General features: G+C 43.7%; 21 protein-coding genes. 6 read left to right on the forward strand and 15 right to left on the reverse strand.

The window, feature by feature from the left end; translation table 11 throughout:
- Positions 1-5: 5 nt before the first annotated feature.
- From fabD to yceD, 5 genes are all read right to left on the reverse strand, one after another.
- Positions 6-929, reverse strand: coding sequence for an ACP S-malonyltransferase (fabD, locus tag R7O13_RS14525; RefSeq protein WP_005387313.1), 924 nt, complete (start codon positions 927-929; stop codon positions 6-8).
- A gap of 75 nt (positions 930-1,004) precedes the next feature.
- Entirely contained in the window at positions 1,005-1,955 is a 951-nt protein-coding gene (locus tag R7O13_RS14530) for a beta-ketoacyl-ACP synthase III (protein WP_262638642.1), read from the reverse strand.
- Between the two features lie 5 nt (positions 1,956-1,960).
- The gene (gene plsX, locus R7O13_RS14535; RefSeq protein WP_017633846.1) at positions 1,961-2,986 is read right to left on the reverse strand and encodes a phosphate acyltransferase PlsX; all 1,026 of its coding nucleotides are present in this window, start codon (positions 2,984-2,986) and stop codon (positions 1,961-1,963) included.
- A 10-nt stretch (positions 2,987-2,996) separates the two neighbouring features.
- Positions 2,997-3,167 carry a 50S ribosomal protein L32 gene (gene rpmF / locus R7O13_RS14540; protein ID WP_005396978.1) on the reverse strand — a complete coding sequence of 57 codons (171 nt, stop codon included), beginning with the start codon at positions 3,165-3,167 and terminating at the stop codon, positions 2,997-2,999.
- 59 nt (positions 3,168-3,226) lie between these two features.
- Positions 3,227-3,751: a 23S rRNA accumulation protein YceD gene (gene yceD / locus R7O13_RS14545; RefSeq protein ID WP_005387307.1), complete on the reverse strand. Its 525-nt coding sequence runs from the start codon at positions 3,749-3,751 to the stop codon at positions 3,227-3,229.
- A gap of 149 nt (positions 3,752-3,900) precedes the next feature.
- Between yceD and R7O13_RS14550 the strand changes: the two genes are divergently transcribed.
- Complete coding sequence (locus R7O13_RS14550) at positions 3,901-4,482, forward strand: Maf family protein (protein WP_213889477.1); 582 nt, start codon at positions 3,901-3,903, stop codon at positions 4,480-4,482.
- Positions 4,483-4,540: 58 nt separating this feature from the next.
- Here R7O13_RS14550 and rluC read toward each other — a convergent pair whose 3' ends face one another.
- Positions 4,541-5,485 (reverse strand): 23S rRNA pseudouridine(955/2504/2580) synthase RluC, encoded by a 945-nt coding sequence (rluC, locus tag R7O13_RS14555; RefSeq protein ID WP_021033985.1) that lies wholly within the window; start codon positions 5,483-5,485, stop codon positions 4,541-4,543.
- Positions 5,486-6,124: 639 nt separating this feature from the next.
- On the opposite strand from rluC, the gene rne reads away from it, so the two are divergent.
- Together rne and R7O13_RS14565 are read left to right on the forward strand one after the other, a co-directional pair.
- Positions 6,125-9,199 carry a ribonuclease E gene (gene rne / locus R7O13_RS14560; protein WP_318304126.1) on the forward strand — a complete coding sequence of 1,025 codons (3,075 nt, stop codon included), beginning with the start codon at positions 6,125-6,127 and terminating at the stop codon, positions 9,197-9,199.
- A 332-nt stretch (positions 9,200-9,531) separates the two neighbouring features.
- Positions 9,532-11,091, forward strand: coding sequence for a SulP family inorganic anion transporter (locus R7O13_RS14565; protein ID WP_318304128.1), 1,560 nt, complete (start codon positions 9,532-9,534; stop codon positions 11,089-11,091).
- Positions 11,092-11,151: 60 nt separating this feature from the next.
- Here the strand turns inward: R7O13_RS14565 and R7O13_RS14570 are convergent, their stop codons facing one another.
- A complete protein-coding gene (locus R7O13_RS14570; RefSeq protein WP_025767219.1) occupies positions 11,152-11,601 on the reverse strand; it encodes a low molecular weight protein-tyrosine-phosphatase in 450 nt (149 codons plus the stop codon).
- A gap of 117 nt (positions 11,602-11,718) precedes the next feature.
- On the opposite strand from R7O13_RS14570, the gene cobO reads away from it, so the two are divergent.
- Positions 11,719-12,324, forward strand: coding sequence for a cob(I)yrinic acid a,c-diamide adenosyltransferase (cobO, locus tag R7O13_RS14575; protein ID WP_005380837.1), 606 nt, complete (start codon positions 11,719-11,721; stop codon positions 12,322-12,324).
- A 62-nt stretch (positions 12,325-12,386) separates the two neighbouring features.
- Here cobO and R7O13_RS14580 read toward each other — a convergent pair whose 3' ends face one another.
- From R7O13_RS14580 to apbC, 3 genes are all read right to left on the reverse strand, one after another.
- A complete protein-coding gene (locus R7O13_RS14580) occupies positions 12,387-14,474 on the reverse strand; it encodes an AsmA family protein (protein ID WP_318304130.1) in 2,088 nt (695 codons plus the stop codon).
- A gap of 188 nt (positions 14,475-14,662) precedes the next feature.
- Complete coding sequence (gene udk, locus R7O13_RS14585) at positions 14,663-15,304, reverse strand: uridine kinase (protein WP_005380833.1); 642 nt, start codon at positions 15,302-15,304, stop codon at positions 14,663-14,665.
- 180 nt (positions 15,305-15,484) lie between these two features.
- Positions 15,485-16,561, reverse strand: coding sequence for an iron-sulfur cluster carrier protein ApbC (gene apbC, locus R7O13_RS14590; RefSeq protein WP_318304132.1), 1,077 nt, complete (start codon positions 16,559-16,561; stop codon positions 15,485-15,487).
- 162 nt (positions 16,562-16,723) lie between these two features.
- On the opposite strand from apbC, the gene metG reads away from it, so the two are divergent.
- The gene (gene metG, locus R7O13_RS14595; protein WP_005387290.1) at positions 16,724-18,799 is read left to right on the forward strand and encodes a methionine--tRNA ligase; all 2,076 of its coding nucleotides are present in this window, start codon (positions 16,724-16,726) and stop codon (positions 18,797-18,799) included.
- Between the two features lie 78 nt (positions 18,800-18,877).
- Here metG and R7O13_RS14600 read toward each other — a convergent pair whose 3' ends face one another.
- From R7O13_RS14600 to R7O13_RS14615, 4 genes are all read right to left on the reverse strand, one after another.
- Positions 18,878-19,123 (reverse strand): hypothetical protein, encoded by a 246-nt coding sequence (locus R7O13_RS14600; protein ID WP_226975267.1) that lies wholly within the window; start codon positions 19,121-19,123, stop codon positions 18,878-18,880.
- Between the two features lie 182 nt (positions 19,124-19,305).
- Positions 19,306-19,644: a hypothetical protein gene (locus tag R7O13_RS14605; protein WP_062730501.1), complete on the reverse strand. Its 339-nt coding sequence runs from the start codon at positions 19,642-19,644 to the stop codon at positions 19,306-19,308.
- A gap of 10 nt (positions 19,645-19,654) precedes the next feature.
- On the reverse strand, positions 19,655-19,798 hold the full coding sequence (locus R7O13_RS14610) for a hypothetical protein (RefSeq protein ID WP_318304135.1): 144 nt from the start codon (positions 19,796-19,798) through the stop codon (positions 19,655-19,657).
- A gap of 23 nt (positions 19,799-19,821) precedes the next feature.
- Entirely contained in the window at positions 19,822-20,388 is a 567-nt protein-coding gene (locus R7O13_RS14615) for a hypothetical protein (RefSeq protein WP_318304137.1), read from the reverse strand.
- A 652-nt stretch (positions 20,389-21,040) separates the two neighbouring features.
- Here R7O13_RS14615 and R7O13_RS14620 point away from each other — a divergent pair.
- Positions 21,041-21,850 (forward strand): hypothetical protein, encoded by an 810-nt coding sequence (locus R7O13_RS14620; RefSeq protein WP_017821380.1) that lies wholly within the window; start codon positions 21,041-21,043, stop codon positions 21,848-21,850.
- Between the two features lie 110 nt (positions 21,851-21,960).
- Here the strand turns inward: R7O13_RS14620 and fadR are convergent, their stop codons facing one another.
- Complete coding sequence (fadR, locus tag R7O13_RS14625; protein ID WP_005380824.1) at positions 21,961-22,800, reverse strand: fatty acid metabolism transcriptional regulator FadR; 840 nt, start codon at positions 22,798-22,800, stop codon at positions 21,961-21,963.
- Positions 22,801-23,379: the final 579 nt, after the last annotated feature.

A 23,379-nucleotide genomic window follows, 5' to 3' on the forward strand; every position in this document is an offset into this window, starting at 1 on the left:
ATGGATTACTTCGCAGCGTCTAGCGATGCGATATCATTCACTGCTGCTGCAGTTAGCGTTTTCACGATACGTTTTGTTAGACCTGTTAAAACTTTACCAGGGCCAAGCTCAAGAAGATTTTCTACGCCTTGTTCGTGCATCAGTTCAACTGTTTCAGTCCAACGAACTGGGCTATGTAGCTGACGAACAAGCGCATCTTTGATTTTTGCAGGATCTGTCTCAGCAACCACATCAACGTTGTTGATAACTGGCAGCTGTGGTGAGTTAAATTCGATAGACTCAAGAGCTACAGCAAGTTTTTCCGCTGCTGGCTTCATAAGTGCACAGTGTGAAGGTACTGAAACAGGAAGAGGAAGCGCACGCTTCGCACCAGCTTCTTTACATAGCGCACCAGCTCGCTCTACTGCGTCTTTGCTACCAGCGATAACGACTTGGCCAGGCGAGTTAAAGTTTACTGGAGAGACCACTTCGCCTTGCGCTGCGTCTTCACACGCTTTTGCAATCGCATCATCAGCCAAACCGATAATCGCGTACATTGCGCCAGTACCAGCTGGTACTGCTTCTTGCATAAGTTGACCACGTAATTCAACCAGCTTGATGGCTTCTTTAAAGTCAATAACACCCGCACATACAAGTGCTGAGTACTCACCTAGGCTGTGACCAGCTAGGTTGGCTGGTTGCTCTAAGCCAAGTTCCTGCCATACACGCCAGATTGCAACAGATGAAGCTAGCAAAGCTGGTTGAGTACGGAAAGTCTCGTTTAAATCTTCTGCAGGTCCATTTTGAACAAGCGCCCATAGATCGTAACCTAGTGCGTCAGATGCTTCTGCAAATGTTTGTTTTACTACGTCATATTGTTCGCCTAGTTCTGCAAGCATACCTACAGCTTGAGAACCTTGACCTGGAAATACGATAGCAAACTTGCTCATGTTGTTTTCCTTTAAGCAAAGTAAAAAGAAATAAGATGCACCAAGTGCACCTTAAATTTTGAATTCTTGTGAAACTTAGAACTTCACAAGGGCCGAGCCCCAAGTGAATCCGCCGCCAAACGCTTCAAGAAGCAGAGTTTGACCGCGTTTAATACGACCATCACGTACCGCTTCATCTAGTGCTGTTGGCACAGTAGCAGCTGATGTGTTGCCGTGTTTATCAAGTGTAATCACGACTTGGTCTAGTGACATCGAAAGTTTCTTCGCTGTCGCTGAAATAATGCGGTAGTTCGCTTGGTGCGGCACTAGCCAGTCTAGTTCAGACTTATGCATGTTGTTGGCTTCAAGCGTATCTTTTACTAGTTTCGATAGCTGAGTGACAGCGACTTTGAATACTTCGTTCCCAGCCATATGAAGCCATTTATCCGCATCTTGCCCCCGCACAGGTACAGGTAGGCTTAGAAGCTCTCCGAATTGACCATCCGAGTATATGTGGGTAGAGATAATGCCAGGCTCTTGGCTAGCGCCTACGACAACGGCTCCGGCACCATCACCAAATAGGATGATGGTTGAACGGTCTGTCGGATCACACGTTTTAGACAAAGCATCTGAACCAATCACAAGTACGTTTTGGCACATACCAGATTTGATATGTTGGTCTGCAACAGATAATGCGTACACAAAACCAGAACAAGCAGCGGCTAAGTCAAAAGCTGGACAACCTTTAATGCCAAGCTTTGCCTGCACCTGACACGCAGATGAAGGGAAAGTATGGCTACTGCTCGTTGTGGCTACGATAATCAGGTCGATATCGTTTTTATCAATACCCGCCATATCGATAGCGTTTTCAGCTGCGTAGAATGCCATGTCTGCTACAGTTTCGTTTTCTGCAGCAATTCGACGCTCTTTAATACCCGTGCGAGCAACGATCCACTCATCACTTGTATCTACCATTTTCTCTAGATCTGCGTTTGTACGCACCTGAGATGGCAGGTAGCTGCCAGTACCTAAAATTTTGCTATACATGAAGACTAATAATGCCTCTCGAGTAAAACCGCTTCCAAACGATCGCTAATACGGCTTGGTACTTGTCGTTTGACCTCGTGTACTGCCTCGCCAAGTGCATTGACAATCGCAGATACATCCGCACTTCCATGGCTTTTTATGACAATGCCGCGCAATCCTAGCAAACTTGCGCCGTTATACTGGTCGGGGTTCAGTGTTTTTAGTTCATTAAACAGCCTAGAAAACAACTTTCTAGCTATCCAACCCTTTATCGTTGATGCCATTATGCTGGTTTTAATTTTTTCGATAAAAAGTTGAGCTGTTCCCTCACTGGCTTTTAAGCATACGTTGCCGACAAATCCATCACAAACAATGACGTCCGCAACATCATGCAAAATTTGATTACCTTCAATATAACCGACAAAGTTAATCGCATCGGTCTGAGAAAGCATTTCTGCGCAACGTTTGACTAAATCGTTACCTTTAATCTCTTCTGCGCCAATATTGAGTACAGCAACGCGAGGAGGACGACCCAAGTGTTCTTCAGCTAATGCACTGCCCATTACAGCAAATTGGAACAAGCTATCAGCATCGCACGATACATTCGCCCCCAGATCTAGCATCCAAGTGCGCTTTCCGGTAATCGTCGGTAAAGCGGAAACTAAAGCAGGACGTTCAATGCCAGGAAGTAACTTAAGAATGAAACGCGATAGTGCCATTAATGCACCGGTGTTGCCACCACTAACACAAGCATCCGCTTTCTGCTCAGAAACCAAATCGATAGCCATACGCATAGAACTATTTTGGCTATTACGTAACGCCAATGAAGGTTTTTCTGAGTTCGAGATAACTTTCTCGCTGTGAAGAATAGTCAAGCGGGAACTGGTCGAGGTACCGAGTTGAGATAATTGAGACGTGATCAGAGATTGATCACCAATAAGAATCACTTTTAGCTCTGGGAAATGAGACAGTGCCTGCACGGCGGCAGGCACTGTTACGCGTGGACCGAAATCCCCGCCCATTGCATCAAGTGCAACGGTAATACTTTGCAAAGGTTCAACCTTACTTGTTGATAACCTTTTGACCACGGTAGTAACCTTCAGCAGTTACATTGTGGCGTAGGTGAGTTTCACCAGAAGTCGCGTCTACAGATAGAGCAGCTGTAGTTAGCGCATCGTGTGAACGACGCATACCGCGCTTAGAACGAGTTTTACGGTTTTTCTGTACGGCCATTGACCCTACTCCTATACTATTGGGTTAAAAACCTGAAGAAGAATCGGCTACCACACCTATTACTTTTTCAGACTTTTCAAAACGTCGAATGGATTCGGTTTTTCTTCCTCAATTTCTTCAGGAATCTCACCAAAAACCATGTTATTTGAATCAACGCTACAATCCGCTTCATCGTGCATCGCAATTTGAGGTAATGCTAAGATGAACTCGTCTTCAACAAGTTGTATGAGGTCTAATTCACCATATTCATTTAGATCTACCAAATCATAAATTTCTGGTGCTTCCTGTTCTGTTTTCTCACCGTAGTAAGGAGTAGAAAGGAATTCAACTTCGCACTCATGTGCGAATACCTCATTACAACGCTGACACTCTAAATCGACTTCGATGTTAGCTTTACCAGAGATAACAACGAGTCGCTGTTCATCCATCCCAAATGACAATGAGACTTCTGCGTCGCGTTTTACGCCTTCAGTTGTTTCCACTAAGCGCTTGAAAAGACTAGCTTGGATGATGCCATCGTAATCCAATCGTTTCTGTGCAGCTTTAGCTGGGTCAACCGTTCGCGGTATTTTTACCTTTTGCATAGGGCGCGAATATTATCTTCCAAATCAAAATTAGTCAAAGAAAAAGGCAAAAAAGTTGTACTTTTTTACGCTTAACATACAGAGCATTAGCCAGAATCATTTTTGATCGATTATCCTATTGGAAATGCTCCCACGAATTGTAATTCAAAATGAAAAATTACCAACTGGTTTTAGCCTCAACCTCCCCTTTTCGTAAACAACTGCTTGAAAAGCTCTCACTACCATTCGTTTGTTTATCACCTGATTGCGATGAAACACCTTTTGACCAAGAAACGCCAACTGAACTTGTGCAGAGACTGGCCCAAGAGAAAGCAATATCTTGCCAGACGGATACAGCAAGTTTAGTTATCGGCAGTGACCAAGTTTGTGTCATTAATGGTGAAATCGTTGGCAAGCCTTTAAATAGAGATAACGCGATAAATCAACTTTTGGCTCAAAGTGGAAAAGTCATCACTTTCTATACTGGTCTTGCAGTACATAACACCGTCACAAACCATACAGAAGTCGGCTTTGATTCTTTCGAGGTGCACTTTAGAGATTTAACGCTTGAACAAATCGAACGCTACGTCGACAGGGAAGAACCTTTTTACTGCGCAGGCAGCTTTAAAGCCGAAGGCATGGGAATTTGTTTGTTTACGAAATTAGTTGGTAAAGACCCGAACACACTTGTCGGACTACCATTGATTGATTTGATTGATATATTGCATGTTCAAGGACTCGATGTCCTTTAACCCAAATACGATAAAAGGGAGCCTGTGGCTCCCTTTTGCATCCGCGAGGAAAACATGGTTACGCGTTTCTTAAACCCGCCAACACTTTTTCTAGTTTCGGTTCCATCGGTGCGTTGATTTCCATCCACTCATCATTTGATGGGTGTTGGAACTTAATGTTTGCCGCGTGTAGGAACAAACGATCTAAACCAACTTGACCTGTATAAGCATCAAAGCGGCGATCACCGTAGCGATCATCCCAAGCGATTGGGTGACCAGTGTATTGCGTATGAACTCGGATTTGGTGAGTTCGACCAGTAATCGGACTCGCCTGAATCAATGTAGCTTGTTCGAACTTTTCCAAAATCTTAAAACGCGTTTCTGACGGCTTACCATTAGGGTTAACACGAACAATACTGTTCACTTCGTTTTTGAGCAGTGGCGCGTTCACAACCTTACAACTGCTTTTCCATTGCCCCATGACAAGAGCTAAGTAAAACTTCTTTACTGTCTTTTCACGAAACTGGGCTTGCAAGTGACGAAGTGCAGAACGCTTCTTAGCAACCAGCAAAATCCCTGAAGTATCACGGTCAATACGATGCACAAGTTCAAGAAAGCGAGCTTGAGGTCGCAGAGCCCTAAGCGCTTCAATCGCACCAAACTTTAAACCACTGCCACCATGCACAGCGGTGCCAGATGGTTTGTTTAGAATCAACATATGATCATCTTCGAAGATAATCATATTTTCCAACTCAGCGACTTTGTTAAGTTTCGTACTTGGTGCGACATCGTCATCTTTTTTCTCGACGGTCACCGGTGGAATACGAACGAGATCGCCTGCTTTTAACTTGTACTCTGCTTTTATACGCTTTTTATTTACGCGCACTTCGCCCTTACGCACAATTCGATAAATCATGCTTTTAGGAATGTCTTTTAATTGGTTGCGCAAAAAATTATCAATGCGCTGACCCGCCATATCTTCGTCAATGTCGACGAACTGGACTTTTGTTCTTATTTCGTTCATGAGCCGTATTGTAAACTCAATTTCGTGCGACTTCACATTATTCTTGTCGTAAAAGAAACACTCGGTGACACATACTGGTCTAAATTTCGCCAAGCTTTTGTTTAAATTATTAAAACTCTCAATCAAGTTCTCAATTTGTTTTCTGTCCTGAACAGTTTGCACATCTCAATTGCTTATGAAACAGCCAGTTATAAATTAGAAATTTTGAGTTTAGCGGCAAATTTTCTATCGTTTGCGTGAAAGCAGATTGCTGATAGCCACGCGCACTGCTATAGTTCACAGCTGCTAAGGAAGGTTTGGTTACATTTTATTCATTACCAATCATTTATCCTCAAGCAATGTGAGTAGATCGTTGAAGGTCGAGTGCAGCATTGGCGTGAGACACATCGAATTCAACACTCTTGCCACCCTACTCCTCGCATATTCACGTTGAGTACCTACCGCCCAAATAGCGGGTCACAAGTCTACGTTTCCAACAGAAACCACAAGAGGCTTGTGATGACTGAAGTGCCCGAGAGCATCCCCTTCCAGCCGGGAGGCTGCAAAATACAAGCCATGGGATCAGGCACCGTGAAAGAGCGAAAAAACAGTGGCAAGTCGACAAGAAAGATATAAAAGAAAAGACAACGAGAATTTTCAATGAAAAGAATGTTAATTAACGCAACTCAAAAAGAAGAGTTGCGTGTCGCTCTGGTTGATGGCCAGCGACTTTTCGATCTTGATATCGAGAGTCCAGGTCATGAATCTAAAAAAGCGAATATCTACAAAGGACGTATCACACGTATCGAACCAAGCTTAGAAGCCGCATTTGTTGATTACGGCGCCGAGCGTCACGGTTTCCTCCCTCTCAAAGAAATTGCCCGCGAATATTTCCCTGAAGGTTACACCTACCAAGGTCGTCCAAGCATCAAAGAAGTGCTAACGGAAGGCCAAGAAGTTATCGTTCAAGTGGAAAAAGAAGAACGTGGAAGCAAGGGCGCAGCTCTTACTACTTTCATTTCTCTTGCTGGTAGTTACCTTGTTCTGATGCCTAACAACCCTCGTGCTGGCGGTATTTCTCGTCGAATCGAAGGTGACGAGCGTACTCAACTAAAAGCCGCATTAAGTACTTTGGAACTGCCTCAGGGCATGGGCCTAATCGTACGTACTGCTGGCGTTGGCAAGAGTGCTGAAGAGCTTGAGTGGGATTTGAATGTACTACTTAACCACTGGGGTGCAATCAAAGGTGCAGCGGACTCTAACCCTGCTCCATTCTTAATCCACCAAGAAAGTAACGTTATCGTTCGTGCAATCCGTGACTATTTGCGTCGTGATATTGGCGAAATCTTAATTGATAGCAACACCATCTACGAACGTGCAAAAGAGCACATTCAATTGGTGCGCCCTGATTTCCTTAACCGCGTTAAGAAATATGAAGGCGAAGTTCCACTATTCAGCCACTACCAAATCGAAAGCCAAATTGAATCGGCTTTCCAACGTGAAGTGCGTCTGCCATCTGGTGGTTCTATTGTTATTGACCCGACTGAAGCACTAACGTCTATCGATATCAACTCTGCTCGTGCAACCAAGGGCGGCGATATTGAAGAAACAGCTCTAAACACGAACCTAGAAGCAGCCGACGAAATTGCTCGCCAATTGCGTCTACGTGACTTAGGTGGCTTAGTGGTTATCGACTTTATCGATATGACCCCAGTTCGTCACCAACGAGAAGTAGAAAACCGTCTACGTGAAGCCGTTCGCCTTGACCGCGCTCGTGTACAAATCGGTCGTATTTCTCGCTTTGGTTTGTTGGAGATGTCACGCCAGCGCTTGAGCCCTTCTCTTGCAGAAGCAAGCCATCACATCTGTCCTCGCTGTAGCGGAACTGGTGTCGTTCGCGACAACGAATCTCTAGCACTTTCTGTACTTCGTTTAATTGAAGAGGAAGCGCTAAAAGACAACACAGCACAAGTACTTGCAGTCGTACCTGTGCCAATCGCCTCTTACTTATTGAACGAAAAACGTCGTTCAGTAAACCATATCGAACGCATTCAAGAAGTGAAAATTACGGTTGTTCCTAACTCTGATATGGAAACACCGCACTTTGAAGTTATCCGTGTTCGTGAAGGCGAAGAGTTCGATCTGATTTCTTACTTACTTCCTAAGAAACTGGAAGCAATGAAAGAAGCAGAAGGTAAAGAGCCAGCGGAAGTTGACGTAAAACCAAAACGAATTGAAGAGCCAGTTCTTAAAGGCTTTGCGGCTCCGTCTCAAACCGCACCTGCACCAGCAGCTAAACCAGCTCCTGAGGCGAAGAAGAAAGAACAAAACGTTGAACAAGAAGAGAAACCTGGATTGTTCAGCCGTCTGTTTAAAGCACTTGGTAGCTTCCTATTCGGTGGTTCTGAAGAAACAAAAGAAGAACAGAAACCTCAGGAAGAGAAAAAACCAAATCGCGATAATCGACCTAACAAACGTGATCGTAACGATCGTCGTCGCAATAGCAACCAGCGCGATAATCGTGATAACCGCGACAATCGCGATAACCGACGTCGTCGTAAGCCTCGTGATGAGCAGGCTAATGAGCAAAACGAAGCTCAACAACAAACAAATAAACCGCAAAACCGTAACCAAAAGCGTAAACCTAAAGCTCAACAGGCAGATAAAGCCCAAGAGCAGAAAGCAAACGCAAAAGTAGCGGAAAAAGGTCTGCAGCTAGCAGCGGAAGCTCGTACTGAAACAAAACCAGAAGAGAGCAAACCGAAGCAGCAAAATGCGAAAGCAGAAAAAGTGAAAGAGCGCCGCCAACGTCGCAAATTGAACAAGTCTGTACGCGTTAAGGACCAAGAAGCTATTGAGAAGAAAGCCGAAGAAACAGCGGTTAAGACTCAAGAAACGGTTGAAGCTAAAGTTGAAAAACCAACAGAAGCAGCGGTAGAGGCACAGCAAGACAACAAGCAAGCAGAGTCTAAGCAACGTCGTAATCGTCGTTCGCCACGTCACCTGCGTGCAAGCGGCCAGCGTCGTCGCCGTGGCCGTGATCGCCGCCCTAACCCGTTCCGCCTACGTAAGGGAGGTGTCGCTTCTCCTGAAATGGCTATGGGTAAAGTAATGCCACGTTACATTCCGAAACCAGCACCTAAGAAGGAAGAGCGAGTTAAGGAAGAAGCTGTAGCAGCAGTACCTACAATCCAAGGTGGCTTTGCGTGTCCAGAAATGGCAATGGGTAAAGTGATTATTCGTCGCGAGCAACCTGTCGTAACAGATGCGCCAGTTGTTGAACACAAGGTTCAAGAAACCGTTGAAGCGAAAGTGGAAGCTCCAGTAGTAGAAGCACCTGTTGTTGAAACAGTAATCGCAGAAAAAGCTGAATCGGCAGTAGTAGAAACAGCATCGGTAGAGCCTATCGTTGAAACTCCTGTAACTGAACATGCTGAACCGGTTGATGTCATTGTAGAAACGGCACCTGCTGAAGAGCCTATCGTTGAAGCAGCAAAAGAGATTGCAGCCGAAGCGCCAGTAGATAAACCAGAGCCTAAAGTCGAAGCCATTAAAGTTGCGGCTAAGCTAAACGCTAGCGCACCGATGACGAAAGCACCTGGCCCTCAAGAGCTACGCGAAATCACGGTTGCAGCAGCGCCGTTCAAAACCGAACGTTACCAAGCTAAAGGTGCAGGTAGCCAAGTGGCTAAAAACCGTGCATCGGCAGAGATGACAAAGCCTAACTTTAACTAGGCTAAATCATTACGTTCAACTGCTTAACGGCATAAATAAATTAAAGGCTACCATCTGGTAGCCTTTTTTATCTTCATATTTGCCCAAAAAATTGTTCATATAAATACCAATTCGTGATCACATTTGTACGCCATTATTCGTATCATTCTTGAACTTAATCACACTTTTCGGTAGCATGCGCCGACTCAAGTTTTCGACACCATTCTGATGCTGCTCTTTTAATACTACGGTTTACACTGCAATGTTTGATTAAAATTCAACCTTCCAGTGGCTTGTGCAAATACGAATATGTGTCGGGTTTAACTCATTGCAAAGAGAACTTAAAAACAAACATGTTCGAATTTCCCCAATTTTCTAAGCACTCCGTAAAAAATGATGTGCTATCAGGCTTAACCGTTGCGCTAGCATTGGTTCCTGAAGCTGTCGCATTTGCGTTCGTCGCAGGCGTAGATCCGATGGTCGGTCTTTACGCTGCATTCATCGTTGGTCTTATTACTTCCATTTTCGGTGGTCGTCCTGGCATGATCTCTGGTGCAACAGGTGCCATGGCAGTCGTAATGGTTTCGCTTGTCGCGACTCACGGTGTCCAGTACCTATTCGCAGCCATCATGCTCGCTGGTATTCTTCAAATTGCCGCTGGTATGTTTAAATTGGGTAAGTTCATCCGTATCGTACCTCACCCTGTGATGATCGGTTTTGTGAACGGTCTGGCTATTGTTATCTTCCTAGCTCAGTTGGGTCAGTTTAAAGCGCCAGACATCAACGGCATGCTTACTTGGCTACCACAAGACCAGATGCTGCTAATGCTTGGTTTGGTTGCGCTGACTATGGCAATCATTCACTTTCTACCAAAAATCACAACAGCTGTACCCTCTTCACTTGTTGCGATCGTAACGGTGACGGCTTTAGTGGTTGGCTTGGATCTGGAAACTCGCACTGTTGTTGACTTCCTGCGTACAATGTCTGGTGATGAAGCTGCAACACTCGCAGGTTCACTACCAACCTTCTCTATTCCTGCGGTACCATTTACACTAGAGACACTACAAATCATTCTTCCATACACGATCATTCTCGCGGCCATTGGTCTAATTGAATCTCTACTAACACTGACAGTTTTAGATGAGATGACGAATACTCGTGGTCAATCTAACCGCGAATGTATCGGTCAAGGTATGGCAAACATGACGTGTTCTGTGTTTGGCGCAATGGGTGGTTGTGCGATGATTGGTCAGTCGATGATCAACGTAAACTCAGGTGGTCGCGGCCGTCTATCTGGTATCGTTGCGGCTATCGCTCTATTGATGTTTATCTTATTCGCTTCTTCGCTAATTGAAATGATCCCACTCGCTGCTCTGGTTGGTGTGATGTTCATGGTTGTCATTGGTACATTCGAATGGGCAACATTTAAGCTAGCACGCCGCGTACCGAAGCAAGACTTCTTCGTTATTGTTCTTGTGACCGTTGTTACTGTTCTTACTGACCTTGCTGTTGCCGTAGCGGTTGGTGTTATCGTTTCTGCATTAATGTTTGCATGGCAACACGCTAAGCACATCTATGCCGACACGTGCTTAAACGAGGAAGGTTCAAAAGAGTACAAGATTCACGGCCCTATTTTCTTTGGCTCTGCGGCTAACTTCCTGGAGTTGTTTAACGCGCCTGAAGATCCAAAAGATGTGATTGTCGATTTTGCAGACTCTCGCGTGACAGATCACTCTGCAATTGAAGCCATTGAAACACTGGCTGAGCGTTACAATGCTCAAGGTAAAACGCTGCACCTTCGTCACCTAAGCCCAGATTGTCGTAAACTTTTGGACAAAGCTGGCAGCTTGGTTGAAATTAACGTGAAGGAAGACCCAAGCTACAAAGTCGCAACCGACATACTAGCGGGTTAACACGAATAAAAAGGGATGAGCTGAGCTCATCCCTTTTTCTATTGTCTTCAAGCACGGCGATTATAGCTTCTTCAAAATTGCGTCTGATGCCTCTTCGATTAAATCAAGCACCAGTTCAAAGCCATCTTCCCCACCATAATATGGGTCCGGGACTTCGTCGTAACCTGACTCAGAATGACTTAAAAATAACGATACTTTGTGTCGATACTTCAACGGACAAATATCCAATAAATCGGCCAAATTTGCTTTATCTGCGGCTAATATAAGGTCAAACTTTTCAAAGTCATCAATGGTGACTTGGCGCGCTTGCATTCCTTTAAAAGAATAACCTCGCTGCTTTCCTGCTGCCATCGCTCTTGAATCCGGTCGGTTTCCTGCGTGGTAGCCAATTGTACCTGCCGAATCAACCTCTACTTCAACGCCTAGCTTTTGAGCTTTCGCTCTTAACACTGCCTCTCCAGTTGGTGACCGACAAATGTTTCCCATACAAACAACAAGTATTTTCTTCATTTTATTCCCTGAATTATCGGTGGTTTTTCTTCACGATATGTTGGTCTATCATAGCGAGATAAATCAATGAACCCAAATTAACTTGGGCACAGCACGAAAAGGAATTGAGGAAGTATTATGTCTATCGAAGAAAATAAAGAAGCACGCCATAAAGCTCGCCAACAAAAAGTCAAAGAACAGGTAGACGCAAAAATCGCTGCTGCTCAAGAGGAAAAAGGTCTGCTACTGATCATTACCGGAAATGGTAAAGGTAAATCGACATCAGGATTCGGTACGATCGCACGCGCAGTGGGTCATGGTTTGAATTGTGCTGTCGCGCAGTTTATTAAAGGTACTTGGGACAACGGTGAGCGCAACCTACTTGAGAAACTCGGCGTTGAATTCCAAGTAATGGCAACCGGCTTTACGTGGGAAACTCAAAACAAAGCCGCTGATACCGAAGCAGCGCAAGGCGTATGGCAAGAATGTAAGCGCATGCTGCAAGACGACTCTATCGATGTCATCTTGTTTGACGAGCTAACTTATATGGTGAGCTACGGCTACATCGACTTAGACGAAGTGGTCGAAGCGCTGAGCAACCGACCTAAAATGCAGTCGGTTATTATTACTGGGCGTGGCGCACATCGAACCCTGATTGAAATGGCCGATACCGTTTCTGAAGTGAAAAATGTAAAGCACGCATTTGAATCTGGCGTAAAAGCCCTCAAAGGCGTCGATTGGTAACACTCGCAGAGTAATTTAAAAAGGGTTGGCAAAATGCCAACCCTTTTGATTTTCACGCACGGTTAGTTGAAAAGATTCTTCAATAAACCATCGACCGCATCTTTGGTTTTCTCGTCTTTGATTTTGTCCGTTAGCTTCTCTACGCCACGATCGATTTCTTTCTGAGCTTTCTGCTTCAGAACATCATCGAATACGAGCTTGAATTTAGGTTCTGCCCACTTACCAGACACATTGATTGGAATCGTGATGTCTTTCAGCTCATCTATATCTTTACCGCCCTGGCCTTCTAGGCTGCCTACAACTGACGTGCTGATAGTAAAGTCGACTGTTTCATTAATGTAGTTTGCGGTACCTTTACCACGAACACGTAACAATGGAGACTGAGCTTGCATATTATCCGTTGATACAACACCTTTGTTGAGTTTCAATGTCGCCGTCATCGCACTGAAGTCTGTTTTCTTAGCTTCATTGGTGCCTTCAACTTTTTGCCCTTTAAATTTCGCATAGTTTTCACGAATCAACTGAGCAACGTTGATGCCATTCACCGCACCGTCAGCAAAATTGATAACAACCGTACCAGATAGATTCTTCTTGATACCGGTAGGCGTGAGACTCTTACCTGTAACATTCACATCAATGTTACCTGTCCCTTCAAGTTTGTCGTTTTCAGCAACGTCTATAAGTAGCGGTTGAACTTTCACGCCTTTGATTGACTTTTTAACACTGTAAGTCGCTGGTGATTGGCGTGCATCTAACTTCGCTGTCGCTGAGATTGAGCCTTGGTACAACTTCGAACTAAAAGATGTAAGCTCAAACACGCCACGATTTACAGTGAAGCTCGTTTTTACCGCTTCCATCTTCGCATTTGCCGCTTTGAATTTGTCGATGGTAATGTCACCCTTTACATCTAACGTTTTCAACGCAGACAAATCAGGCTCAACCTCAGGTCCGGCAGGAGCACTCTCGCCACCAGAAGCAGGCTTATTACCTTCGGCAGCTTGCTTATCTAACCCTAAAAACTCATCAAGATCGATATTGGGGCTATGGAGAGCAAAGCGTACTTTAGGAATATCACCGAGTGTCACATCTGCCTTACCATCTAGGGCGATAGCATTCGCTGTTAACTTCTCTAGAACAAAACTCAGATGGTTTTTCGTTAGGTCGAAAGACAGATCAGACACCATGTCGACTTTCATCGGGGACTGAGGTAAAGCATCACCCTCAAAAGTCGATTTAAGAGTTAACTTATCCAACTGTACTTTGCTGATAGCCTTGTCCACGCTAAGTTGACCAGCACCCTGCATATCTAACTTCATACCACCAGCGACACCCTTAATGGCATAAGTCAGGTTATTTACTTTATCGAATTCAAACGTGTCTAAACCGATCGTTGCCGATTCAATTTTATTGGCAGGGTCAGAGTATGTCGCATCAAAGTTGATGTTCTTTAGCGCGTAGTTTGCCAAACCTTTTTCTAGCTTAAAGTCTGCCTGACCTTTCGCGGTGAACTTTTGGTCGTTCATTTCGCCCTTCACGCCAAAATCAGCCGTTGTCCAGTTGTCAAAAGCGAATTCGGAAAGGTTTAATGAAATATCATAAAGTTTGGTGTAACTACCGGCTTGCTTATCCTGCATTCCTAATGAACCGTTAGAAACCGTAACGCCAGCAAGATTAATACTCCAATCAGAACCAGAAGTTTGCGTTTCACCATTTTGCGTAGGCGCAGCATTGCTCTCTTGTTCTGCTTGTTGTGTTTGGGCTTTCGTCAATGCATCAATATTCTTGCTGCCATCTTTCTTGGTTTCAATGTAGAACTCAGCACCATCAAGCGTGACGTTTCCAATTTCAAGCTGTTGACTAAAAAGTGGCATAACAGAGATGTCTACACCAACGGTATCAACTTTGAATAAATTGGGTTTACTAAAGCCTTGTGGGTTTCGCAATTCTGTATGTCCCAACTCAAAGCCAATCGATGGGAAAAATTGCCAACTGATATCCCCTTCAATCACCAACTCTAATCCCGTTTGCTTTTGCGCTTGCTCAACAATAAGGGGTTTAAACTGATTCGGATTGACGAAGATGGTTAACGCTAAAATTGCGACCAAAATGACCACAATCGGTATTGCTAGAATTAAGAGCAGTTTCTTCATTTGTTTTTCCTTGCTCGAGTGTTTTTACAATTATAAGCGCAGACTCCATTTACCGCTGACAGTTCCACAAAAGCGTGAAAAGTGTCTGGTTTTAACCTGCAACTGACTAATTTAAAAACAAAAAAAGAAGTGGCACTTAAGGTGCCACTTCTTCTCTTAAAAATAAAGCGATATAGCCGTCTATAGGCTTAAGCTTTCAAAAGTCTTGCAATGTGAGCTTTTAATACATCAATTGCGATACGGTTTTTACCGCCGCGAGGAACAATAATGTCCGCATATTGCTTAGAAGGTTCGATAAACTGCATGAACATCGGACGTACTGTTTGTTGGTATTGCTTAAGAACAGACTCCATAGTTCGGCCTCGTTCTTCCACATCACGCTTAACACGGCGAAGCAAGCAAATATCTAACGGTGTGTCCATAAATACTGTCGCATGCATCAAATCACGAAGACGAGGGTCTGTAAGAAGAAGGATACCTTCTAGAATGATCACCTTTTTAGGTGTCATTGTGGTGGTGTTAATTGTTCTTGTGTGCTCAGTGTAGCTGTACTCAGGCACTTCTACTGCTTCACCACGTACCAATTTTTCTAGGTGCTCACACAGTAGGTCGTGGTCCAACGCACTCGGGTGATCGTAGTTCGTCTTTACTCGCTCTTCCATGCTTAAGTGGCTTTGGTCGTTGTAGTAGCAATCTTCCGTGATGACACCGATTTGATGATCGCCTACTTTCGCGCGAAGCTCATTATAAATAGTGCTCGCGATCAGACTTTTTCCAGAAGCAGAAGCGCCAGCAATACCTACGATGACGCATTGATTATTATCAGACATTAGTTTGCACCCGATGATGATTTCTAGTCACATAAAAAGATAAACTGCCTGATTATAGGGAGTTCACCCCATAGTTACTAGTTGGAATTAGGGTTTAGTCATAAGTTTCTGCCTGCTCAGAGGATTAACCTCCGAGCAAACGTTAAAATGTGCAATTATCAACCAACAGGCATAGTAAACTTAGTTCACCATTGTAAAGCTAATCGCATCTGGTTTTGCTTTGCCTTGCCAAAACATCGTGCTACATACGCGATCGGCAAGTTGCTTATAATACCCTGCATGCTCACTTTCTGGGCGTCTTGCTACCGTTGGCACGCCAGCGTCAATATCTTCTCGCATAGAGATATGAAGCGGAATTTGTCCTAACAATGCTAAGCCAAATTCTTGCGACATTTTTTCAGCTCCGCCCATACCAAAAATATGCTCTTTCGCGCCACATTGACTACAAATGTGATAACTCATGTTTTCCACAACACCAATAACCGGGACATGGACTTTGTTAAACATTGCCGCTCCCTTCCTTGCATCGGCAAGGGCTAAATCTTGCGGTGTTGTGACTAGCACGCTACCTGTTACCGGAATTTGTTGTGACAGAGTCAATTGAATATCCCCCGTACCTGGCGGCATATCAATCACCAAATAATCCAAATCTGGCCAATCTGTTTCAGTTAATAACTGCGACAACGCTTTTGAAGCCATTGGACCGCGCCATATCGCCGCTTCTGATTTATCCACCAAATAACCGATAGAATGAGTATAGATGCCGTGAGCAAAAATGGGTTCCATCCACTTGCCATCACGAACTTCTGGTTTAGCATCTTCTTGCCCCAACATCATAGGTACAGACGGACCATAGATATCTGCATCCAACAATCCCACTTTCGCCCCAGATTGAGCAATCGCCAACGCTAAGTTGACTGCGGTAGTAGATTTACCAACGCCACCTTTCGCAGAACTGACGGCAATGATGTTCGTAACACCCTTAACCGAGTTAGCCACTTGAGTTTCTAAAGCTTTAACTCCAAGGCGAATATTAAATGGGAATTCAGCCACTTTACCTGAGGCTTGCTGCTGTTTGATCCAGTCATGCAGTACGGTTTGAAGCTCATTACTTGCGAATGGCAACGTTATATCAATAGAACCCTGTGTCGTAATCGAAATTGCGCCATGAATATCTGCCCAGTTTTCCACCAACTGTGGATGTTGGAATTGGTTAAACCAGTGACAAAAATCTTGTTTTGAAGTGAACTGATGCATAAGCCCTCCTTTTAGATGTCATGCTACCACCGTCCAGGCTCAACCAGAACCCCAAAAAAACTAAGGCATTCCGCAGTTTGACACCTTGGAGTTAATCAGTTCATGGGGTAGTATTATCCATCAAAATTTATTTATACCTATCAAGAAAAGCGAATATTAAGTATGGCAAACGATCCAAAAAACTTTCCGTCAAGGAAAATGCTGGTAACTTGTGCCCTTCCGTACGCTAACGGTTCGATCCACCTTGGTCATATGCTTGAGCATATCCAAGCGGACATTTGGGTTCGTTACCAACGCCTACGCGGCAACACTGTAAACTTCATCTGTGCTGACGATGCTCACGGCACGCCAATCATGCTTAAAGCGCAACAGATGGGTATTACTCCTGAAGAAATGATTGCCGCAGTTAGCGAAGAGCACCAAAAAGACTTCGCTGGATTTGATATCAGCTTTGATAACTACCACAGCACACACTCAGATGAGAACCGTGAGCTAGCGTCACACATTTATCTTGAGTTGAAGAAAAATGGCTTTATCTCTAGCCGCACTATCTCTCAGCTGTTCGATCCAGAAAAAGAGATGTTCTTACCGGACCGTTTCGTAAAAGGTACCTGTCCAAAATGTAAGTCTGAAGACCAGTACGGTGACAACTGTGACAACTGTGGTGAGACTTACAGCCCAACAGAACTGATCAATCCTAAATCTGCGGTTTCTGGTGCGACGCCAGTAATGAAAGATTCAGAGCACTTCTTCTTCGACCTACCTCAGTTTGAAAGCATGCTAAAAGAGTGGACTCGCTCTGGCTCGCTACAAGCTGAAACAGCGAACAAAATGCAAGAATGGTTCGAATCTGGTTTGCAGCAATGGGATATCTCACGTGACGCACCATACTTTGGCTTCGAGATCCCTGGTGAGAAAAACAAATTCTTCTACGTGTGGCTAGACGCGCCTATCGGCTACATGGGCTCTTTCAAAAATCTATGTGACAAGCGCGACGACCTAGATTTCGACGAGTATTGGAAAAAAGACAGCTCAGCAGAGCTGTACCACTTCATCGGTAAAGACATCGTTTACTTCCACAGCCTATTTTGGCCAGCAATGCTAGAAGGTTCTGGCTTCCGCAAGCCTAACAACGTATTCGTACACGGTTACGTAACCGTAAACGGCGCAAAAATGTCGAAGTCTAAAGGTACATTTGTAAAAGCAAGCACTTACCTAGAGCACCTAGACCCTGAGTGTCTACGTTACTACTACGCTGCGAAACTAAACAGCCGTATCGACGATCTAGACCTTAACCTTGAAGACTTCACTCAGCGCGTAAACGCTGACGTTGTTAACAAGATCGTTAACCTGGCATCTCGTAACGCAGGTTTCATCGCGAAACGTTTTGAAGGCAAACTGTCTGACAACTTTGCAGAGCCTGAACTTTACAACGAATTTGTTGCTGCGGCTGACCGTATCGCTGAGCTTTACGAAACGCGTGAGTTTGGTCGTGCAATCCGTGAAATCACGGCATTGGCAGACAAAGCTAACCAATACGTTGATGAAAAAGCACCGTGGGTTGTAGCAAAAGAAGAAGGCAAAGATCAGGAACTACAAGACATCTGTTCTGTCGGTATCAACCTATTCCGCGTACTGATGACTTACCTGAAACCAGTAATGCCATCGCTAGCTGCGCGTACTGAAGCGTTTCTAAACCAAGAGCTAACTTGGGAAAACATCGCTGCTCCACTAACAGGCCACGAGATCACTAAGTTCAAAGCACTGTTCAACCGTATCGATCCGAAGAATGTTGAAGCGATGATCGAAGCGTCTAAAGAAGATGCGGCGGCAGAAATGGCGGCGAAAGAGAAAGCTGAAGCGGAAAAGAACAAGGCTAGCCAAACCGAGCTAGACAAAGAACCAATCGCTGAAGAGATTGAGTTCGATGCTTTTGCTGCAGTAGATATGCGTATCGCTCGTATCATCTCTTGTGAAGAAGTACCAAAAGCCAACAAACTGCTTAAGTTCCAATTGGACATCGGTGGTGAAACTCGTCAGGTATTCTCTGGCATCAAGTCAGCTTACAAACCTGAAGAGCTAGAAGGCAAGCTAACGGTAATGGTAGCAAACCTAAAACCTCGTAAGATGAAGTTTGGTATGTCTGAAGGTATGATCCTAGCGGCAGGCCCTGGTGGTAGCGACCTGTGGATCCTTGAGCCACACGAAGGCGCTCAACCTGGCATGCGCGTAATGTAAGTATCTTTATTGAAAAGGCTTAACTAAATCAGTTAAGCCTTTTCTCGCAGTTAAGCTTATCGATTAAGCTTGATTGTACTACAAAGAGAATTCTTCTGGACCCCAAGTAATAATCGCGCCACATGCAAGGAAAAGTACAAAGCTGATCGTGACTACAAAAGCGAGAACTCGATCAAATGTCGTTGCGTATTTTAGTATTAACTGATCATCTACAAGTGATACTTTCGCAGGCTTGCCTCGCATTAAAACTGTAGTATACATTGGGAATCTAACCCCCCAGGTATCTCTATCCCAACCGACAGGGCCATGACCATCCTTCGACATCTTTTTCTCAATCCGCTTTACCGATATACGAATAAAAAACAAGGTACTCACTAGCCAAGTGCATCCAACAATAATGTTTACAATATCAAAATAAAACACTTTGTTCCCTTTACTAGGATTTGGCTTTTCAACTAGGCTTGTATTCACCGTTCTACAGAGCCCTGCGCTTAACTGGTTTTCACTCAGTACTCTTCAGGCCCCAACCCCATTACTGCTCCCAAAGCAAGTGCCATCACGAAGCTTATTGTGACAATATACGCAAGCACTCGGTCAAAGACCGTCGCGTACTTTAGAATAAGTTTGTCTTCTACCAGCGATACTTTCGCAGGTTTACCTCGCATCAACACTGAGGCGTACATGGGAAATCTAAAACCCCACCCATTTCTGTCCCAGCCAATTGGATCATGACCATCCTGCAATATTTTTGTCTCAATCCGCTTTGCTGATACACGAATAAAAACCAATGTGCTCAGTAACCATGTCCAACCAACAATCATCACTATAAGATCGAAACAAAACACAACTACTCCTTTAAAACCAATTTACTTTAGAGCTAGTTTCATAGGTTTTTTCTGCTAAACCTTGCCCAAACCAATCACCCATTTTTGCAGCCGCATAACCAGCCCCTAAACCAACACCTATTAATACTACTACTCCAAATGGGCCAGCAGCCAAAGCGACTCCCATTCCAGATACAATCACTTTGGATGTGGTCCAAACGCCAGCAGCGTTGCTCGCACCAAACCCTGCAACTTCCATTGCTGCTCTTTTTGCCAATTTTCTCCGTTATTCTTGGCATTTCGAACATTGTTAAAGCGAACACCAGCATCAATCATGATGATCTTTTTACCCACAATACTAGAGCTTTGTTCAAGAAATCGAATTGAGCGGATGTTAGCTATAGATGTTAAATGTAACTTAGTTATATCCCTGCCACTTCGCGCGATATTGACAGCCCTATTCGGGTTGCTCCAAATGTTTCCACGGCTACTTTTAACTCGTCCTGCATAATGGGCAAGCTCTTTTATAAATTTTGCATTCAAAGAACTGTGAGCTTCTTTAACTCTATATCCAAGCTTCACAAGCTCCTTTTTCTGCGCACCACTTCGTGAGGCTGTACGTACATCTAGTAAGGCGTTTTGATATTTGAGCAAAGCTTTCCCGAAATTACTCAATCTGACTTGCTTTTCATTAACAGCAGTAGCGGCAGCACCTACTGCAGTATACTCATCGATTCCCCCCCCCCATAGTATGATTAGTAGCATCTAAAAAAGGCTTAATCTCTTTTTCATAGAGGAGGGCTACCGCTTGTTAGTTTTCATCGCCAAACTCACGTGTTAGATTGGCTACATTTCTTTTGGTTTCTTGTGACCAACTTTTTACAGTATCAAGAGCACAAGCTATATCAGGTCTCTCGCTACGCAACTTAGCTATGTTGTTCACAGAGCCTTCGTTCAGTATGAAAGGAGTACCTGCGGGAATAAAACTACCAAATATATGTGGGTTGTCCTTACGAAACTGAAGGTACCTATCCTCATCATTTGTATCGATAGGGAGCGTTATCTTTGAGTGAGTACTGAAGCATAGGTCGAATTTATTAGACAAATTAATTACCTCGAACAATCAACAAAATAGACAACTTATATCATATGAAGTGTTCGAGTATTTTAATTTCTAAACATTGTGACTTGAATCAGACTACAAAAAGTAATCAATATGTAACTCACAAAGAATAACGCGTACACCAAGCATCGACACCGAATAATCAACCATATTCACAAATTTGGTGAATCCATGCACCAACAACGACCATTCAAAAAGAACATTCAATATAACCAATTGTTTAAATTGAGTTTTTGTTTGGCATCAAAACTGCAATCTTCCTTGTTAGGTCCAAACACTAACAAGGAGTTGGTTATGTTTGTTTTGATTTCCACACTATTGTCCATCGCTATTTTAGCCGGAATATATCACTTATCTTCTAAACGAGAGCAGCAACATGCGCGCAAATATCAGCTGTTAACATTGTTGCGAGATGTTGTTCACCTTCTGAGACACCACCGAGCTGCTACTCACTACTCGCTTCAATTCCAACAAAACGATCAACAAAAATTGGACGCTCTTCATGATGCTCTGACTAACAAGCTGCATCTTTTAGTCGAAACATCACGGTTTGAAAACAAACCCATGTATCGCGTATTACAGATTAAAGTAGGGAAACTACTTGAACAATGGAATGACCATAGTGTTGCAAGAAACCAGATGGAGCATGGTAAGTTAATTCGTCATTGCTTGTTTTTGATGGATGAAGTAACCATCGCATGGCTAGCGGTTGAGCAAAGAGATGACTTGCATAATGAGTATCACATGAACTGGCAAAACATTATGGATAGCTTGGAGACCCTGACTCAGTTACGAATCAGCATTCAAGATTTAGGAGAACAAGGCGGAAATGAGCGTTTCAAAAACTATGCATCGGTCATGATGCGTAAGCTAAACCAACTAGCGGTTATCGCTCCACTTAGCATTACCTCTCCTGCTTCCACGCGCTCAATACAGACGCTAAATGAATACGTGACAGGGAGTCATGTCGACTTAACAGAAGCAGAGCTTTATGGCGTCACATCGGACTTGTCATTGACCATCTTCAATACTTACGACCATGTCCTTTCAGATGTCGTAGAGTCATTATATCTACCGTTACCCAGACTCTCACTAGCAGGATAAACGTTCCATACCTTATTATTGGTGCTTGGTTCGTCGCCGACTTATAAATAAAAACAAAAAAACCGCAGGCCTAAGGCACTGCGGTTTTCGTTTATCCAACTTGTCAGCGCTTAGCTGTCGTCTTCCGTGAAGTTCGTTGGTAATTGCTTTTTCATTTCGTTCCAGATCAACGCACTTTCCATACCATAATGACGAATCACTACTGGTAGTTGCTCACGCTGGCCACTTTCACAAGTTTCGAGCAATTGATGGTAAAACTTCAGAGCTAGCTCACGAGAAGCTGGATTTGAGAAGTAGTAGCTACCGACACGATCGTAGAGCTTCTTCAAACCATTAAAGATCAAACCGTAAATTTGATTTCCTGAATGGAATGCTAGGCGCTGGAAAAGCATATAATCGTAAAAGTTGAACGTTTTAGCAATCAAGATTTCTTGACGCTTCGCTTCATCTTTCTCGTTATCTTCTTTCACATTCTGCAGAACTTTTTCAGCATACGGCGAAGAAGCGATGAATTCGTCCCAGGAAGCCGCATTCATTAAAGCTTCACAAGATTCGATTACGTTCTTAATTGTACGCTCAGAGCTCTCTTTGTTCGCTTTAAATGCATAGCGCATAAAGATAGGACTGATGTTGGTACGTGCCGCAAGCAGATCTTCTACAATGTTTGTCGCATTATCAACGTCTAGCGTCATTAAAGTATCCAAAATATGCAGGCCAGAGGTCTCCATAAATTGGTTAACTTTCGTAGGTTTGCCGTGCTGGATAGTTAACCATCCGTCACGGGCTAGTCGTTGAAGAACCTCTCTTAAAGTCGTTCGAGTAACACCAATCAGTTCGGACAGCTCGCGCTCAGCAGGTAAAATTGAGCCTGGAGGAAAACGGCCGTTCCAAATGCTCTCGATAATATATTTTTCTGCGAATCCCGCAGGGCTTTTCGCCTTTATGACCATTCTACTTTTTATCCAATATTGATTTCTGAGGGTCGATACTACTCATCATACCACTACTTAGCGGTTTGAGAAAATTTACGATCAATAGTGGAAATGACTCCATAACATAGAGTTAATACTCTATATGTTGTGTCAATTTAAGAGGCTCTAACATGCGAGCGAAAGCAGTAAAATATGAATTTTCATTTAATTAAACAGCTCACAAATCTCGGAGAAATAAAGACAACCGTGTCACATTTTTATATTCAAAATATGAAAAATTACTTTGTATATCACAGTTAATATTCTTTCTTAATTTGCCTTTTCTCGTCACTGACCGTCATTTAAAATCCAAGAGGATTTTTTTAAGACTTTCATGGTATAGTAACGCCGTTTTGATCGCGTTATTACATTTAAAAAGTCATTTTAGTCGGTAGCATCACGTTTTGTTATTGACTAATAAATGCCTGAGTGTAGAGTTTGCGGTCGAAAGTGAGCGGTGCTTGAGTTCAGGGGAAGTAACTTGGCAAGACTACAATAAACAAAGGATTGTTGTTTTACTAAGTTATTGTTTTTAAAGACTAGTTAATAAGTCTAACA

Source organism: Vibrio sp. Y176, assembly GCF_033438945.1.

Bases quoted from the DNA above. Each gene is read 5' to 3' on its own strand.
- fabD (WP_005387313.1), bottom strand. From the start codon at position 929: ATGAGCAAGTTTGCTATCGTATTTCCAGGTCAAGGTTCTCAAGCTGTA.
- R7O13_RS14530 (WP_262638642.1), bottom strand. From the start codon at position 1,955: ATGTATAGCAAAATTTTAGGTACTGGCAGCTACCTGCCATCTCAGGTG.
- rpmF (WP_005396978.1), bottom strand. From the start codon at position 3,167: ATGGCCGTACAGAAAAACCGTAAAACTCGTTCTAAGCGCGGTATGCGT.
- yceD (WP_005387307.1), bottom strand. From the start codon at position 3,751: ATGCAAAAGGTAAAAATACCGCGAACGGTTGACCCAGCTAAAGCTGCA.
- R7O13_RS14550 (WP_213889477.1), top strand. From the start codon at position 3,901: ATGAAAAATTACCAACTGGTTTTAGCCTCAACCTCCCCTTTTCGTAAA.
- rluC (WP_021033985.1), bottom strand. From the start codon at position 5,485: ATGAACGAAATAAGAACAAAAGTCCAGTTCGTCGACATTGACGAAGAT.
- rne (WP_318304126.1), top strand. From the start codon at position 6,125: ATGAAAAGAATGTTAATTAACGCAACTCAAAAAGAAGAGTTGCGTGTC.
- R7O13_RS14565 (WP_318304128.1), top strand. From the start codon at position 9,532: ATGTTCGAATTTCCCCAATTTTCTAAGCACTCCGTAAAAAATGATGTG.
- R7O13_RS14570 (WP_025767219.1), bottom strand. From the start codon at position 11,601: ATGAAGAAAATACTTGTTGTTTGTATGGGAAACATTTGTCGGTCACCA.
- cobO (WP_005380837.1), top strand. From the start codon at position 11,719: ATGTCTATCGAAGAAAATAAAGAAGCACGCCATAAAGCTCGCCAACAA.
- R7O13_RS14580 (WP_318304130.1), bottom strand. From the start codon at position 14,474: ATGAAGAAACTGCTCTTAATTCTAGCAATACCGATTGTGGTCATTTTG.
- udk (WP_005380833.1), bottom strand. From the start codon at position 15,304: ATGTCTGATAATAATCAATGCGTCATCGTAGGTATTGCTGGCGCTTCT.
- apbC (WP_318304132.1), bottom strand. From the start codon at position 16,561: ATGCATCAGTTCACTTCAAAACAAGATTTTTGTCACTGGTTTAACCAA.
- metG (WP_005387290.1), top strand. From the start codon at position 16,724: ATGGCAAACGATCCAAAAAACTTTCCGTCAAGGAAAATGCTGGTAACT.
- R7O13_RS14600 (WP_226975267.1), bottom strand. From the start codon at position 19,123: ATGTCGAAGGATGGTCATGGCCCTGTCGGTTGGGATAGAGATACCTGG.
- R7O13_RS14615 (WP_318304137.1), bottom strand. From the start codon at position 20,388: ATGCTACTAATCATACTATGGGGGGGGGGAATCGATGAGTATACTGCA.
- R7O13_RS14620 (WP_017821380.1), top strand. From the start codon at position 21,041: ATGTTTGTTTTGATTTCCACACTATTGTCCATCGCTATTTTAGCCGGA.
- fadR (WP_005380824.1), bottom strand. From the start codon at position 22,800: ATGGTCATAAAGGCGAAAAGCCCTGCGGGATTCGCAGAAAAATATATT.